The organism is Atopobium sp. ICM42b, from assembly GCA_000564995.1.
Classification (GTDB): Bacteria; Actinomycetota; Coriobacteriia; order Coriobacteriales; family Atopobiaceae; genus Lancefieldella.
The window spans coordinates 1-16,383 of the sequence record JDFH01000023.1 but is presented as its reverse complement, the minus strand read 5'-3'; the positions used below and the strand labels follow the sequence as shown (position 1 = coordinate 16,383).

13 protein-coding genes and 2 pseudogenes are annotated in these 16,383 nt (G+C 49.2%); 5 read left to right on the top strand and 10 right to left on the bottom strand.

Annotated features, from left to right (window positions below):
* Positions 1-3 precede the first annotated feature (3 nt).
* Entirely contained in the window at positions 4-1,755 is a 1,752-nt protein-coding gene (locus HMPREF1493_RS05925) for an ABC transporter ATP-binding protein (RefSeq protein WP_035428613.1), read from the top strand.
* Positions 1,756-2,176: 421 nt separating this feature from the next.
* Positions 2,177-3,508, top strand: a complete 1,332-nt coding sequence (locus tag HMPREF1493_RS05920; RefSeq protein WP_035428612.1) for an FAD-dependent oxidoreductase — start codon at positions 2,177-2,179, stop codon at positions 3,506-3,508.
* 129 nt (positions 3,509-3,637) lie between these two features.
* Here HMPREF1493_RS05920 and HMPREF1493_RS05915 read toward each other — a convergent pair whose 3' ends face one another.
* A complete protein-coding gene (locus HMPREF1493_RS05915) occupies positions 3,638-5,407 on the bottom strand; it encodes a GmrSD restriction endonuclease domain-containing protein (protein ID WP_035428611.1) in 1,770 nt (589 codons plus the stop codon).
* Between the two features lie 126 nt (positions 5,408-5,533).
* Here HMPREF1493_RS05915 and HMPREF1493_RS07175 point away from each other — a divergent pair.
* Positions 5,534-5,860, top strand: a pseudogene (locus tag HMPREF1493_RS07175) (transposase); the annotation flags it as partial.
* Between the two features lie 1,038 nt (positions 5,861-6,898).
* Here HMPREF1493_RS07175 and HMPREF1493_RS07050 read toward each other — a convergent pair.
* Positions 6,899-7,066, bottom strand: a complete 168-nt coding sequence (locus HMPREF1493_RS07050; protein ID WP_157966984.1) for a hypothetical protein — start codon at positions 7,064-7,066, stop codon at positions 6,899-6,901.
* Positions 7,067-7,903: 837 nt separating this feature from the next.
* Here HMPREF1493_RS07050 and HMPREF1493_RS05905 point away from each other — a divergent pair.
* Together HMPREF1493_RS05905 and abc-f are read left to right on the top strand one after the other, a co-directional pair.
* Entirely contained in the window at positions 7,904-9,190 is a 1,287-nt protein-coding gene (locus HMPREF1493_RS05905) for an MFS transporter (RefSeq protein WP_005987410.1), read from the top strand.
* Between the two features lie 261 nt (positions 9,191-9,451).
* Entirely contained in the window at positions 9,452-10,921 is a 1,470-nt protein-coding gene (gene abc-f / locus HMPREF1493_RS05900; protein WP_005987409.1) for a ribosomal protection-like ABC-F family protein, read from the top strand.
* A gap of 205 nt (positions 10,922-11,126) precedes the next feature.
* On the opposite strand, the pseudogene HMPREF1493_RS05895 reads toward abc-f, so the two are convergent.
* The 8 genes and pseudogenes from HMPREF1493_RS05895 to HMPREF1493_RS05865 form a co-directional block, all read right to left on the bottom strand.
* Positions 11,127-11,408: pseudogene (locus tag HMPREF1493_RS05895) on the bottom strand (GMP synthase (glutamine-hydrolyzing)); the annotation flags it as partial.
* A 37-nt stretch (positions 11,409-11,445) separates the two neighbouring features.
* Positions 11,446-12,345 carry a Fic family protein gene (locus tag HMPREF1493_RS05890; RefSeq protein WP_035428607.1) on the bottom strand — a complete coding sequence of 300 codons (900 nt, stop codon included), beginning with the start codon at positions 12,343-12,345 and terminating at the stop codon, positions 11,446-11,448.
* 418 nt (positions 12,346-12,763) lie between these two features.
* Positions 12,764-13,198: a DUF2442 domain-containing protein gene (locus tag HMPREF1493_RS05885; protein ID WP_035428606.1), complete on the bottom strand. Its 435-nt coding sequence runs from the start codon at positions 13,196-13,198 to the stop codon at positions 12,764-12,766.
* Between the two features lie 12 nt (positions 13,199-13,210).
* Positions 13,211-13,465 carry a DUF4160 domain-containing protein gene (locus tag HMPREF1493_RS05880; RefSeq protein WP_035428604.1) on the bottom strand — a complete coding sequence of 85 codons (255 nt, stop codon included), beginning with the start codon at positions 13,463-13,465 and terminating at the stop codon, positions 13,211-13,213.
* Between the two features lie 147 nt (positions 13,466-13,612).
* On the bottom strand, positions 13,613-14,194 hold the full coding sequence (locus tag HMPREF1493_RS05875; protein ID WP_035428602.1) for a type IV toxin-antitoxin system AbiEi family antitoxin domain-containing protein: 582 nt from the start codon (positions 14,192-14,194) through the stop codon (positions 13,613-13,615).
* A gap of 317 nt (positions 14,195-14,511) precedes the next feature.
* Positions 14,512-14,730, bottom strand: coding sequence for a helix-turn-helix domain-containing protein (locus tag HMPREF1493_RS06980; RefSeq protein ID WP_232215524.1), 219 nt, complete (start codon positions 14,728-14,730; stop codon positions 14,512-14,514).
* A 19-nt stretch (positions 14,731-14,749) separates the two neighbouring features.
* Positions 14,750-15,250, bottom strand: a complete 501-nt coding sequence (locus tag HMPREF1493_RS05870) for a hypothetical protein (RefSeq protein ID WP_035428601.1) — start codon at positions 15,248-15,250, stop codon at positions 14,750-14,752.
* A gap of 26 nt (positions 15,251-15,276) precedes the next feature.
* Positions 15,277-16,275 carry an IS30 family transposase gene (locus tag HMPREF1493_RS05865; protein ID WP_035428600.1) on the bottom strand — a complete coding sequence of 333 codons (999 nt, stop codon included), beginning with the start codon at positions 16,273-16,275 and terminating at the stop codon, positions 15,277-15,279.
* Positions 16,276-16,383: the final 108 nt, after the last annotated feature.

Here is a 16,383-nt window from a genome sequence, read left to right as displayed (position 1 = left end):
GTAATGTTTAGTGCGCTTATGAAAGTGGTGCGTTGGACGGGCAATAAGAAAACGCGAATTCTCTGTGGCTTTGCATACTCTTTTCTTATCTCACTTGTTTCTGCAGCACCCATTGCTATTGCCGCTTGGGCCATGTGCGGGTTTCTCGGTTTATCAAATGGCGAGAAACCCGATCTTAAAATTGCACTTACGGCTGGACTGGCCATTATTGCTTCGATTGCGCTACGCGCAGCACTTATGTGGTTGAGGGCACGAGCCGAGGAAACCGTAGCTGCAGAACGTTCCAACGAGGTGCGTGTACGTATCGGAGAAGCGTTGAAACGCGTCCCTCTTGGTTACTTTGACAATCACCCATCAGGAGAAATTCTCTCGGCACTCACAACCGAGCTATCATTCGTGGAAATCCACGGTATGCGCATGGTAGATATGCTTGGCAACGGATACATAACCGCAGCCGCAATGGTGGCGTTTCTCGCCTTCATGGATCTGCGGGCCTGCATCCTCGCATTGGCTGCGATTGCGGTAGCAACGGTGGTACTGGAGCTGATGTTCAAAAATTCCGCGCGTTTGTCGCCCGCACAAAATGACGCACGCGAGGATATGTCTCAGGCAACGTTGGAATACATCCACGGTATGCCTGTTGTTAAGAGTTACCGGCAGGTAGATGCTGCTGTGTCTGCAGTACGCTCCGCATACGCACGTTCTAGAAATGTAAATCTCAAAACCGAGCTTGCTTTCCAACCCCTCAACGCCTTGCTTCTATTTGTGACACGCGGTGCTTCGGTTGGCGTCATTGTTATTGTATGTATCTCTTTCCTGAACGGCACGATATCTCTTCTTAACTTCTGCACGCTGGTGATGTTCTCCTTTATGCTGTTCCAATCAATTGAGGCTTGTGGCGATGCTGCCTACGTAATTGGACACATCGGAGAAGTTATCGACCGTCTTGACGCTATCGAATCCGCACCTGCAATCGATGACAATTGCAAAGCTGTGAAACTTGAGCATCACAACCTTGAGATGCATGACGTCTCATTCGCTTACGGAGATGGACCTCTTGTGCTCAACGGAATGTCTTTGTCCATTCCCGAAGGAACAACTGCAGCTCTTGTTGGAGGAAGTGGTTCAGGTAAGACAACTGTTGCCAAGCTGTTTGCACGTTTCTATGATGCAACAGGCGGCTCCGTACGCATAGGAGGCCACGATGTACGCGAGCTTTCGTGTAACAGTATTCTTGAGGACTTCTCCATGGTTTTCCAAGACGTCTATCTTATGGATGACACGATTGAGCGTAATATTGCCCTAAGCAGGCCAGATGCACAGTTTGAAGAGATTGTAGAAGCAGCAAAAGCCGCACGCTGCGATGAGTTCATAAAAGCTCTGCCCGAAGGCTATAAGACAAAAGTTGGAGAAGGTGGAGCACGACTATCTGGAGGCGAGAGACAGCGAATCTCAATTGCTCGCGCAATTTTGAAAGATGCGCCTCTTGTTGTTCTTGATGAGGCAACGGCAAGTGTTGACCCAGAAAACGAAGCAGAAATTCAAGCAGCCCTTGCCCAACTCTGTAAAGGAAAAACGGTGCTTGAAATTGCACATCGTCTCTCAACAATTGAGGAAGCTGACCAGATTTTCTTCCTTAGAGATGGACGTGTTGCAGAACAGGGCACCCATGAGGAGCTTATCTCACACAGCGGTCCCTACCATGACTTTGTTGAAGCTCGATCGCGCATTGAAGGCTGGCAGATTTCTAAGTAATAGGCATGCTATATGCGAAGTTTTGGGAAATAAGCACAGATGAATGAACAATTAGAGTCACCTGCTCTGCGGGTGACTCTATGTTTTTCTCGAGAACGCTCTCAACAGGTTGAAGTCTATTGATCATACTGTCTAATGTGATGGACAGTATTTGAGGATGTATATTTGTAGCCCCTAGCACACAGGATTGCCATACTCACGCAACATAGCGTCACGGTTAACAATCCACTGCTTACCATACTTACGAGCATTCACTCTTGGAACTATTTTGATCAACCGCAACATCTCTGAACAATGATTCATCTTTTAGAAGCTTTTTATAAGCAAAATTGTAGACGGCTGACATCTATCGTGATATTTTGTAAAAAAATATGTTACTGACAAAAAATAAGTAGCGATAATTTGGATTAGGAGTCTAAGTATGAGACATTTTAAGAATATTATTATTGGCTTTGGCAAAGCTGGTAAGACTTTGGCAGGGAGCCTGACAAGTCATGGCGAAGAAGTGCTTTTGATTGAAAAAGATCCAATGATGTACGGCGGAACGTGTATCAACATCGCATGTTTGCCAACTAAGAACTTGGTGATTAACTCTCAAAGAGGAGTTAAGTATGAAGAAGCTTTCGAAACTAAGGAAGCTATGACAGCAAAACTACGCAACAAGAACTACCACAAGATAGCAGACCAAGACTTGGCAACTGTGCTTGATGCAAGTGCTGAATTTATTGATGATAAGACAATCAAGGTAACTGATGAATCAGGTACAGAAGAATTAACATTCGACCGTCTTTTCATTAATACTGGTGCCGAAAGTAATGTACCAAATATTGATGGCCTAAAGATTGACGATAAGATATTTACTTCAACTGAAATGCTTGCTAAAAAAGAACTTGCTAAGAATCTGGTTATTTTAGGTGGTGGACCAATCGGACTTGAATTTGCTTCAATGTACGCTGGCTTTGGCAGTAAAGTAACTGTAATTGAACCAATGCCAAGTATCTTGGGCCGGTTTGAACCAGAAATTGCTCAGGCAGCTAAGGCTGATATGGAAGCAGATGGCGTTACCTTCATGCTTAAGTCTTCTTTGACCAAGGTTGAAGAAACTGAAGCTGGTCTTAACTTAACTGTTGAAACCGAAGATGGTGTTAAGGACTTGCAAGCAGACGTGATGCTTGTGTCAGTTGGCCGCCACCCAGCCACTGCCGCCCTTCACCTAGAAAAAACCAGTCTTGAAGTTGGCCAAAGAGGCGAAATTGTCGTTAACGATAAGCTTGAAACCAGTGTTCCTAATATCTACGCTATGGGTGATGTTGCCGGTAGCTTGCAATTTACCTACATTTCGCTTGATGACTGGCGGATTATGGACAATCAACTCTTTGGTGACAAGACTAGAACTAAGAAGAATCGTCCAGTTTTTGCTAACTCAATCTTCATTAAGCCAGCAATTTCTTCAGCTGGACTAACTGAAAGCGAGTTAAAGGCCCAAGGTAAAGCTTACAAGGTCTTAACAATGCCTGCAGCTGGTGTGCCAAAGGCCCAAGTCATCGGCAACCCAAGAGGCTCATACAAGGCTTTGATTGACCCAGAAACTCACGAAATCTTAGGTGCTACTATTTACGCTGAAGAAGCTTACGAAACTATCAATGTCATTACTTTAGCAATGCAGCACCACTTAAAGGCTGAAGACTTGCGTGACCAAATTTACGCTCACCCAACTATGACTGAAGCTCTTAATGACTTATTCAAATTCTAAAAACTAAAAAAACTGACTTATCTCATAACTTGAGTAAGTCAGTTTTTTTGTATGGGCCTAGAATAAAAAGTGTACAAGTTAAATAGAGAATGTCTGTTCATCAAGCGATGAGACTTTCATTTCGACTCCTTACAGCCTCTCAAAGCCCTTCTTGATTAGTTGGGCCATTAAGCCTCTACGCGCTGCTATGAACTCCTCATAGTCCATGTTTTCGAAGCCTGTAGGTAATGCATGCTGCTTGCATGCTTCTATGTAGGCTTCTTCGCCAAGTTCGTTGCGGTATTTTGCGACATACACGGAAGGGGCATCATCGGAAATGTAGATGTTGTTCCCATAGTCCGCATACGTGAAGTTAGCACGGTTGCTACGGTTAGATAGATAGCCCGCTTCTTTCAAATAGTTGTCGGGGAAGAGGTGGTGCTTGTCCACTGCCTTCTTTGTGCCAGAGGCTCCATCGGATATGAGTTGCGAAACCGGCACGGTGCTGAAAAGGGCTTTGTATCCCAGGACAACTTGTGCAGCCACAAAGCCTTGCCAGCTTGGGCCGGTAGCTTCGTTGGCGTTGAGGTCGTTTGGCAGGGTGAGGGAAAAGTAGTCGTCTGTCATCAGTGCGGCGATACTTCTGTCGAAGTAGGCGATGAACTCTTCAGCAGTTTTGAGCTCAGAGACCTCGTTAAGCTGCTTCTCGAAGTCGGACTCGAATGAGCCAACATAGAAGGCCGTAAGGTTGGAAGCGTAGAACCAACGTCTAACGAGCTTCTTAATAGCCAGAGGCTCCATCTTGAATTCGTAACGGCCAATCAGATAGAAAGCATAGTTGAAAATCAACGCGTTCTCAGACGTAATCTGACTTGAACTTATGTAGCCGGCTTCACCCAATGTATTTAGGAATGCCTTCCAATTATTCAAATCAAGAACGCAATCCACGGCCTTGCCGAACTTCTCGAAGTTTTCTGCGCGCGTCTCGGGGGAAGTTTCACCGGTCTTGAGATCCTTGCCACGAAGAATCTGATACGCATAGCGAAGGCGCCCGCGCTTGAACCCGAGTCCGACGGCTGCACGGATGATGTGAGTTGCAGATGTCTTTATGAGATGGTTGTAAGAGGTGCCATCGGCGGGAACATGGCTGTCCGCGCAGAACTTCTCGATGCGAGAGCGCATTTCGGGCTCATAGACGGAGAGCAGGGTCATGATGAAGTCGTCCTGTTTGAGAGATTGACCCTGGGAGTTGACGCGCACGAAGATGTCCGAAACCATTTCCTCGTCAGCATCAGAAGTGATTTCAAGGGTTGGGAGCAAGTAGCGCTCCAATCCAAGGAGGGCGTTTATGCCCTGCTCGATAAGATCTTCTTCCTCGTCTGTCAGTTCGGGTTCACCTTTCTTTGCATTACCTTCATTCAATTGACGAATAAAGGACTTCCTGAAGGTTCTGAGCTTGTTCTCTCTGTTTGCGGTAAAGACCTCGCTGACCGATGAGATGAATCTCGGATTCCTGTCGGTGGCTGCGTCGGCATTCTCGAAAACGTGCGTTATCGGATCGAATGCGATTCGAATGTTGCGCTCCTTGAAGTCCTTGTCCTTAACCCGCACACCATAGAGCGAGCTAAGCAGGGCAGTGAGGCGCTGTTGGCCGTCGATGACGAGTTCCTTCGGGGCTTCATAGATCTTGGTGTTGGTGCCGATAGAGGACTTCTTCTCGCTGTAGTCAGCCGGGGACTCCCAGAGCATGATGTAGCCGATAGGGTATCCTCGGAACATGGAGTCGAGGAGCTGGCGAACCTTGTCGTTCTTCCAGACAAAGGGACGCTGCAGATCCGGCAAGCCGATCTTGCCTGTCTGCACGTCTTTGAGTATGTTTCCAACCTCTAATGAGACTGGTTTGTAGATAGAATTTGCCATAACTGCCGATCGCGTGCCGAATGTTGGTGTAAGGGACCGCTTCCCTGGCTGCAGAAAGCAGGAAGCGATTATCGCCTAGAATTCTAATTGCTGAAGTCAGGATTCGTAGAAAGGCAATAACCGCATATGGACAATATACACGAGATCGCGAGCGACGGGGCCGAGATGCCCAGATTCGACGACGGCATGGTCAACCTCTCCGAGCTGTTGAGGATAATGGCCGAATCCCTGGTCAACGAGATCGTGGACGCCCGGGCCGACGAGGCCTGCGAGGCCGGCAACCAGGGGAACGGATACCGCGAGCGCAGGCTCACCACCAGCGCGGGCACCATCAACCCCAGGATCCCGAAGCTGTGCGCGGGGAGCTGCTTCCCCGAGGACCTGATCGAGCGCTGCTCGCGCGTCGACCGCGCCGTGGTCGCCGCCGTGTCCGGGATGGTGGCCAACGGCGTGTTCGCCGAGACGGACGAGGATTGGGCGGGGCGCCGCTGGTTCAACAACGACTCCATCGGCAGGGCCGTGGAGGGCGCCGAGGCGAACGCGCCCGTGCACGCCTGCGAGGGCACCGCCGCCGAGCGCGCGGCCAAGATCATCGCGCCCGTCGTGGCCGACAACCCCGTTGCCGGCGGGAAGGCGGCGTGACATGCGCTAGAACGACGGCATTCCAGGTGATTCTCGGTTCCTCGGGCAGCCTGCGGCCACCCTCGAGAACCGAGCCCTACATCAACATTCGCGACACTACCCTCAAAACGGTAGATTATCTACTCTCATTCATCAGACGTCCGAAAATCCACGCTCGTGCGTCCGGATTTCCACGCTCGGGCAGCGCAAGCAGAGGCATCGCGGGCTTTGATTGGGGCTGATGCGAGTCACGGCATGTGGCCGTAAGGGTTGCCCAGAGGTTGCCAAACGAAAAGCTCCTGACTCGTTGGTGCAGGTCAGGGACTCGAAAACGCTAGATTTCAACTACTCCCACTCGGTGGTTATAGTTTTGCCGTCTCGTCACTCCAGTTGCACCCAGTTTTCGGCGGCATCTCGAAGTGAGTGCCGCTGAATGACGCGACGTCGCGTTTCATCGGCTTCGGGGACAAAAGCTGGGACAACTTCAAAAACCATTTTCAAACTCAGAGTATTGAGTTTTTATTTTTGTCCCAAGGGGCACGGAGAGCCGCCTTTGGAGGCTCGATATCGCCGAAAAACGCCCGTTTTGAAACTCAACCGCCTTTGAGCCTGCAAACCACCAGCTTCAACAGTAAGTGAGTCGACGCGGGTGGCTTACGAGCCGTTCACAAAACCGCAGGCCACAGGTCTTTGTCAACGATAAGCAAAGTGAATAGTCTCAGGTGGCTTGCCCATGAGTTGGCGTAAGCCTGTTTAGCAAAAGGCTAATCGGACACGACAGGCCGCCCGCATGGCGACGGCGTTTCCCGTGCGGGCACAAACAGCCCTGCGTGCCCTGTCGCGCGATATCCCAATGCGACGTTCAGAACCCTACCCGCCAAGCAGCCACCTCGCGAAATTCAGCACGAGCACGCCCTCCCGGGTATGGGGCTCATGCCTCGTGCGAGTGATGAGAATCTTCGGGAATGCATCCCCGATGGATAGAATCGGCGCAATCTCCCTCTCGAGCGTCGAATCGGCGCCGATATCGTCGCTCACATACACTTTCCTTCCCGGTTTCGAAACTTGGAAGGCAGTATGCGCAAGGATGCGTCGAGGTGCGATCCCAGTCGTACCATGCCAGCAGAGATGTCGAGGCACATTCGTTCATGCTGCAATGCGGGCATCGGAGATGAAAAACAGCCCGTCGGGTAGTCATGGGCGTGCGGGAGCCCGCATCAGTAACCTGCCTCCTCGGTTGTCCCTTCTTTGCATGGTCGTCTACATAAAGGAGGAACCAGCCATGCAGATCAGCATGCTTGCCCTTCTTGGGTCACGGACCGGGGAGGCGAGGGCCTCCGTCGGGACCGCCCCGAGCAACCGGCATATCCAAGGAATGACAAGGCTCGATCGCTGTGCTGGTCAGGATGCCGAAGCGGGCCGTCCGCCAATCGGAATGCGGGTCAGGATGCTGCAACGTGATTCCAGCTGCAGGATACGGCTCCTTTGCGGTTGCCGCAAAACCTGCTGGCAACATTCTTACTATCCGAATGATGTACGCATCCCTTGGGATCGTTTCGCCTGACCAGGGCCATCTTCAGCGCCTCATCGGCCAGCTCGGCAGGCGCCTCTTCCACGCGTAATAGCCCTGGCGGGTCACCTATGCAACCAAAGATACAAAAGGAATCGAATGGCCAGAGAGGATTGCCCTTACCGATGCTCGATTCTTGACAGGCAAACTCAAGCCTCGTTAATATTACATGGTTTGCCAGACCGAATTAACAAAGGAGGGGTGTCGTGGTTGGTCTTTTCCGCACGTGGATGAGCGCCTAGAAAGCGGCGCTGTTGTGGCGTCGCGCTGTTTTTCTGCACGCCATTTCACGATTGGACATAACCATGATATTTGAAACCTCTCGGGGCAGGTCTGTTCTGCTGTGCCATTCATGGCAATTCAAGCTTTGTTTCGTATGGGGCGGGGAGCTCGTTTCGACATTGACGAGTTCGATTCTCCAAATGGGTCTTATTTGGCATCTCGCCCTCACGACAGGGTCGTCTTCTCTCCTCTCCTTAGCATCGCTGGCAGGCTTTCTGCCGATTGCTTTGTTCGGAATCCTTGCGGGCGCCGTTGTCGACAGACTGCCTTTGAAACGTGTCCTCATCGGCGCCGACCTCTTCATTGCCGCGGTGGGTGCCGCCTTGGCGATTGCCTCGTTGGCCGGCAGCTTACCTGCATGGCTAATTCTCATCGCCCTGTTTCTCCGTGCAGTTGGTACTTCGTTCTACACGCCAGCCTCCCAATCTCTCACGCCCCATCTCGCCCCGCCAGAGCATCTCGTTCGCCTATCGGGGGTGACTCAGGCGATTCAGTCCGGCGGATACATTCTTGGCGCCGCGCTTGCAGCAGTGATTTATCCCGTGGCGGGCATTACCGCTATGATTGTCCTCGACGTGCTGGGAGCGCTTTTCGCTTCTTTAGCCGTCCTCGCCGCACAGATAGACGCAGGGGGCCTCGATGAAGCCGACCGCAGCTTGTCCTTTTCCAATAAGGTTCGAGAGCTCTTCTCTGAGATTTCGGACGGCTACAAGCTGATTAGGGAGTACAGGGGGCTGTTCGCCCTTCTTTGGTGCGGGTTCGTCTTCGCTTTCGCGTTCTCTCCGCTCGCGGCATTGTTCCCAATAATGACCTTGGGGCATTTTGGCGGTAGCACGGGGGATGCCGCTTTGGTGGAAATCCTTTTTTCTGCAGGCATGCTGGCTGGGTCCGGCATTTTGGCGGCCACGGGAGGGTTCCGCAATAGGTCGTTCACCATGGTCGCCGCGATTGCCGGCTTCGGCATTGCCGCAATCGTATCCGGATCGCTCGGCCCGTCATTGTTCGCTGCTTTCCTGCCGGTGAGCTTTCTTATGGGCGCATGCTCCCCGTTGTACGCGGGAACCCAGACTGCCCTTATGCAGGAGCAGATACCTCCTGAGTACCTAGGCCGCGTTTTCGGCCTCTACGGAACCATCATGGCGTGGGCCATGCCCATGGGCCTCGCAGCCCCCTCCGTTTTTGCGGATCTGCTTGGAGCTCCGTTATGGTTCGTCGGCTCTGGAGCGACCATGGTACTGCTTGCGATGGCTATGCTGCTTGCTCCGAGCGTCCGAAACGCGGGGAAAAGAGATACCGGGCAGATTCAATAGCCCAAGTATTCGAAAAAAAGAGGCAGCAGCCATCGGTTCAAGCGTCAGCCTTCAAGCCCTTGCGACGACGAGGTATTGCACCGACATTCCGCATCGCGCTCCTTATTCGTCGCCAACTATCATTTTCGGATTTGCCGGCTTGCGCAAGGTCAAAACGCTCGCGCCGGCAATTGGGCAAAGGCGAAAAATCGACGTGAGCAATCTTTTTTGGCATGGCTGCGCTTCCAGTAAAACGCTAATACACAAAAGGCGGTTCAACCTATGGAACTCATAGTCAAAGCTAAAGACATCTTTTTGGAATATGCCGGCCGCGATATCCTAGATATCGAAGAGTTGGAAATCTACTCCTACGATCGCATCGGCTTGGTGGGAGACAATGGCGCAGGCAAAACCAGCCTGCTTAAAATTCTGAGCGGCAATCTTACCATTGCGGACGCCGACGTCAGGCGCTTCGGCAGCATTGCCCTCATCGGCCAACTCGATGAACTCGACCTTGATGCGGCTCAGGACAGTGGTGAGATGCTCTCCCGTCTCAACGTCGCCGGAGTGGCGCAGGAGACGATGAGCGGCGGGGAGGAAACACGCGCCAAGATTGCCTCTGCACTCTCCCAGCATGCAAGCGCGATCTTCGCCGACGAGCCTACGAGCCACCTCGACCAAGACGGCATCCGCCTTCTCGTCGGACAACTCAAGGCATTTGATGGGGCTCTGCTCATCGTGAGCCATGACCGTCATTTTCTCGACCAGGTGGTAGACAAGATCTGGGAGCTCAAAGACGGCGGTATTTCCGAATTCTGGGGTGACTACTCCGACTATCTGCGACAGAAAGAAGAAGAGCGCAAAGCTCAGGCGACTCGATACGAAGAGGCGATGCGCGAGCGCGATCGCCTCGAAGCCGCCATCGAAAAACAACGGAAAAAAGCACGGCAGGTCGACGCCAAGCGGAAGGCTGCGAAAAAAAGCAACGAGTATGCAGGTCGATTGGGGCATCAGAAAGCAACCGGCACCAAACAGAAGAGGATGTACCAGGCGGCTAAGGACATGGAGAAGCGCCTCGAAGCGCTCGAAGGGATTGAGGCCCCAGATAGCATTCGCGCCGTGCGGTTCCGCCAGAGCAAGGCCCTGGAACTGCATAGTAAATTTCCCATCTCGGCAGACGATTTCAGCTTGAGCTTCGGCAACTGCATGCTCTATGACCACGCGAAATTCGAGATACCGCTCGGTGCCAAAGTGGCCATCACCGGTGGCAACGGTACAGGAAAGACCAGCCTGCTGAAGGCAATCGCTCGACGCGCCGACGGTATCAACATCTCTCCCAAGGCAGAGATCGGTTACTTCGAGCAAACAGGCTACAAGTTCGACGCCCGTCAGTCTGCGATCTCGTTCATGCAGGATGGTTGCGAGTACAGCATGACCGAAATTCGAGGCATCCTCGCCTCTATGGGAATCGGACCGCGCGACCTGACAAAGGACGTTGGCGTTCTCTCGGGAGGCGAAGTCATCAAGCTGCTACTCGCGAAGATGCTGCTGGGCAGATACAACATCTTGCTCATGGACGAGCCTGGAAATTACCTGGACATCAAGAGCGCCGAAGCCCTCGAGCAGATGATGAGCGCCTATGCCGGAACGATAGTGTTCGTCTCCCACGATAAGAGGCTGGTCGAGAACGTCGCAGACATTGTCTACGAAATAAAGGACACCAAGCTAGTCAAAATCTTTCAGCGCGAATAGCCCTAAATGAGCAAGAAATAATCCCCGAACGGAGACAAGGGAGTAAAACGGCAAAGAAAGAGCCTCCGTCCCAACGCAGGGAACGGAGGCTCTTTAATCGCTTTTACTCATCTCCGTCGCTGGTGGCTTTGTCATGACTCTCGTACGAAACGAAACTCAGCGGCACAGTGCGGCACTCAAAATCGCAGGTCAGAACCCTATCGGCCTACTCCCACTCAATGGTCGCAGGTGGCTTTGGAGTGATGTCGTAGGCTACGCGGTTAACACCAGCAACTTCGCTAACAATGCGAGAAGAAATGCGAGTCAGCAGCTCATACGGCAGCTTTGCCCAGTCAGCGGTCATAGCGTCGCTGGACTCAACAGCGCGCAGGATAACTGGACGAGCATACGTGCGCTCATCACCCATTACACCAACGGACTTAATGTCGGGTAGCACGGCAAAGTACTGCCAAACACTGTGCTCGGAGTTACGATTGCCTGTCTCGTTAAGCACTGTAACGTTAAAACAAGAAAAGCAGTTAAACCTACTTATCACCGTACGGAATTCGGAAGTAATCCAACGTTGCTTTGAATCTATCCTGAGCCGTAAGGCACGTATCAAGAAGATAGCCATTCTCCTTATCCCACTTAGAGAGCCCACGATAGTAGAAAGACTTCATATCATCATAAATGACAAACGGAACAACGTCATGAGCAAGGCATTCTTTAAACATGATCAGCCTGCCGACACGCCCGTTGCCGTCTTGGAATGGGTGAATGCGCTCAAAACGAACATGATAATCAACGATGTCTTCAAAGGAATGAGAGCTGTTTGAGTTATAAGCCTTTAACAGCAACTTTATCTCTTTAGCAACATTTTCTGGAAGAGTGGTTTCTCGCCCACCAACCTCATTTGGTAGGCGTTTGTAATCTCCAACAGCAAACCAGTCCTGTACAGAATCTGTAGTTCCCGTTTTTAGAATGCGATGGAGTTCTTTGATGGTGACCTCTGTAAGAGGGTCTTTTGCATGGTCAATCACGTAATCGATAGCGCGGAAGTGGTTCTGAGTTTCTACAATGTCATCAATGCGAACAGGATCTCCTTCAACACCGATAGTAGCCGTTTCAAAAATCATGCGCGTCTGATCAAGGGAGAGCTTGCTGCCCTCAATATGATTAGAGTTATAGGTAAGCTCAACCTGGAGCTTATGATAAATGCCACCTTTTATTTTTGAGGTCTTTTCTTCAATCAAGCGCGAAAGCAGCGGACTTGTTGACGATGTTTTGGCATTTTTTCGAGAAGGTTTTACTGCATCGGCTGGAATGTTCCAAGTTTTTCCCACGAGAAAAGCGCCTGGTACGCGACCTGTTGAACAGTAATTGCGAACACTTCTCTCAGATATGCCCCAGAGCTCAGCAATCTCTACTGCAGAAAGAAATCCCATCGAGCTTCACCTCCCTATCGGCAAAAAACTGGTGAGCTTATTATAGCAAAGGAGGCCATTTATTGCCGATACCGGCAAAATTCATAAATACAGCTAGTTCCAATCATACTTGCAATCATTGCAATGGAACTTGGGGGCATCTACACATACAACGCAGCCTCCTAAAATGACACGACCTTCTTCAAGATCACGCTCTAATTGATCGTCCAGCAGTCGTAAACCCCAAAGATATTTTGCGACATTCGTACTATTACATTTAGGACATACGGGACTATCTGAACTCTGCTTTTCCATTAGTACTCCCATCTCACGATTTCTACTAAAAGACACGCTTTTATGGAAATACTAGTCTACGTAATGACATAAAAAATACTGTCCACTGAAATGGACAGTATCTGAGGTTGTATATTTGTAGTCCCTAGCAAACAGGATTGCCGTACTCACGCAACATAGCGTCACGGTTAATAATCCACTGCTTACCATACTTGCGAGCATCCACTCCTGGAACTATTTTGCCGTATACAACAGCTTTACGCAAAGTAGACTCACTTAAACCCCATAGCTCGCTAGCGTCCGAGAACGATATGAGTCCATCAAAGGGCGTCACGACCTCGATTCCGTTCTCCCACAACTCGTCACAAGAGAGATCAAGGTCATCGTTCCAGATAATGCCGTAACCTCCCTGATCAACCTCTACGTCTCTGAACAGCGATTCATCTTTCAGAAGCTTAAAAGCAGAAAAACGCCTCATGAGTGGAGCTACATCGTAGATTTTTGTGGTGCCGTTGGTAAACTGAACACTCAACTTTAAGCCTGTCAGGGCAGAGACATCCTTTATCTTATGGAATTTCATAATCTGCTTCCTTTAGACGAGCGGATCAATTTTCTTAAATTCTTGCGTCTCCCAAATATCAAGAAGCTCAGTTTGGTGAATCTCTATCCACTCGCGCACCATACAAGCAGCGCGAGTCGGCAGACTACCATCAATCTCCTCACCCGAATTAATGTCAAAAGCTGCAGTATCCTCACCATAAATCGCATGGATGTGCGGTGGATTGTGCTCTGATCCCAAGAAATACATACGTATAACTATCCCGTAAAACCTTGCAAGTGTAGGCATCTGTATCCTTCCTTTTTAACAAGTATATCACGATATCGTGATTTCATCCATGATTCATTATTAAAAACTCTTCGCATTGTGTAGAGATGCCTGCCTCCTTGGCTATGTTATTCACATGTGCCTTGCGCTGCATAGCATTCTTCATCCTCATAGCAGCACCTCCAGGTAATTTCGGATTTTCTTCTCAACGCCAAGTCTACGCGCGTACTCAACTAGTTTCTCTACATTTCTCTTTGGACTTTTAACATAAGCCCGCGTCGCCGGAATAACAATCTGCGAGTCAACTGTGCCCTTACCCCTGACCAAGTCGCAAAGTGTTCTCTCTGGATCGTATGCCCTAACAATATTGCTGTGCTGAGTAGTCAGCTCTACCAGTCCAAGCTCAAGCACCTCATCGGCACAGGTACGGCAGATTATCCCTGCCTTTCTGACGGGTGTGGCATTGTAGCCTCTAGGGAACGTCATGGTGAGGGAAAAGGGTGCGCGGTCAGTCATGCCGTGCAGAAACAGTGCCGTGTCATCGGAGAATACGCCGCGCGAAAACCGGTGCTGAGCGGCGAGGTATGGGTCCTCCCATGTCTCCGGAAGAGCGTAGAGACCGCGCTCAACCTTAACAAGCTCTCCCTTATCGACAGCTTCGGCAAGCTTTCTCCTGGGAATGCCCTCGGCAGTGATCTGCGATGCAGATACGTAGCCATTCTGGCCTTTCGCAATCTCGATTAAGGTCATGGCAGCCCTCTTTCCAAATTGTACATTTATGCTGAATATTATTTCATATTAAGCATGAATGTACAATTCTGCATGATTGAACCATGGGCTTACATGAAAGGACTTTAATGAGAGGGTCGCAGCTTGTCTCAAAAAGAAACATTTGTACTGTTACATTTAGGACATACAAGGTTATCTGAACTTTGTTTTTCCATTGATACTCCCATCTCACGAGGTCTACTAAAACATCACACTTTATAGAAATACCAGTCTATGTAATGACATAAAAATACTGTCCACTGAAATGGACAGTATCTTAAATTGAGTATTTGCAGCTTTTAGCACACGGGATTGCCGTACTCGCGCAACATAGCATCACGGTCAACAATCCACTGCTTGCCATACTTGCGGGCATCCACACCTGGAACTATCTTGCCGTATGCAACAGCTTTACGCAGAGCGGACTCACTTAAACCCCAGAGCTCGCTAGCATCCGAAAACGATATGACACTACAGGTGCATAGTTCAACATTAAAGTTATTCAATGATTTGGACAAACTGGAATTTGTCTTATGCTTAATACCATTTTAATGTGTCAATTTTACGAAGTAAATCATCCCAACTTTTTTGTTCTTTCCATTCTATTTCATTATTTTTAGTTTTTGTCCCAAGAATAATATCCCTACTAGTATCATCGTTAAACCCTCTAAAAAGCCATACAATTCCATTAGTATATATTACTCTTTTGAATGATTTTAAATGTCCTATTATCTGACTATCATTTTCATCTATTACTTTATAAGGCCTTTTAATCTCAATACATCCCAGAATTTCTGATTTTTCAAATTTTTGATCAAGTACAATAAAATCAGGAAAACCTGATTCTCCATAATATTTTTTCGAAATTTTAGTTTTTCTTCTACTAGTTACATCACGTATTGATAATTTACACTTATTTTTTGATTCTCTAATTAAACTTGCCACTATAGAATATAATTCCATTTCAACGCAAGCATTTTGAATGGACGCTAGTTTTATTTCTTTTTTGTAGTTCTCAAAATTTCTAAATATTGTCATCTACATAACTCCAATTTCTTGAATTGTCAAAGCAAGTGCAACGTTTGGTGATGGTAGACTTCCCAAGGACACTTCCAACCCAGACGCTTACGTGGCCTTAAATTGAGTTCATTATATACTGCCTCAATCTCTCTATCACTAATCGATGAGAGGTCTGTGCCTTTTGGAAAATACTCTCTGATGAGACCGTTGGTATTTTCATTGGTGCCTCTTTGCCAGGGATGATGTGGAAGACAGAAGTAGATACTTACTCCAATAGCTTCTTGAAGCTCTGCTGCTCGGGCAAACTCAGATTCACGATCAAGCGTTATAGTTTTTACTACTTCACCTCTCAAAGCTTGCTGTATAGCTACATTGACATCGGCACTAGACCCTGATGCAGCTTTTCCACCAACAAGGTAGCCGCTCATACGGTCAACTTGTGTGACCAGGCGTGGCCCTTTAGCTTTACCGATGACGGTATCTCCTTCCCAGTCTCCAATACGTTGGCGATCTGCAACCTCTTTTGGTCTTTCGACAAGTTCATGAGTTATTCGTATTTTGCCTCTGCGCTCTATGAGGTGTTTTGTATGTCGTCGTTTACCTCGGTGTCTAAGTCTTCTACGTACAGACTGTACACCTGGAAGTTCACAGTCTAGTTTCCCTGAGTGTATGGCTCTATATATAGTGCTACAGCTGACAGGAGCGTAGGAAAGTTCTAAGTGTAGTCTGCCTGCAATCTGCTCAGGTGAGAAGTGGCGACTACAGATAAGAAAGACAATACGTGCACGAAGGCTTGGATCATCGAGTAGGGTGCGTTTCTTGCAAGCCTGGCGTCGAACATCGGTTTTTCTCTGGGCAGTCGAGGCTCTGTAACAAAGATGCGCCACTCCAATGATTGTCCAACCGTTTCTTTTAATCTCTCGCGAAATACTTGATTTGTTTCGTCCGAGCTTACGAGCAATCTGGCTTATACTTTCATGATTTTTCCAGCAGACCATAATGTCTTCGCGCTCTTCAATGCTAAGATGGCTATAGTGACCCATGGAAATCCTTTCAATGAACGTTGTCGTAAGCGCCATTGTAGACCCATGGGTCACTACCTTGTCTTTTGTTGTTGCACTAGCAATGAGAATTCAAGACCGCAAAAAGAA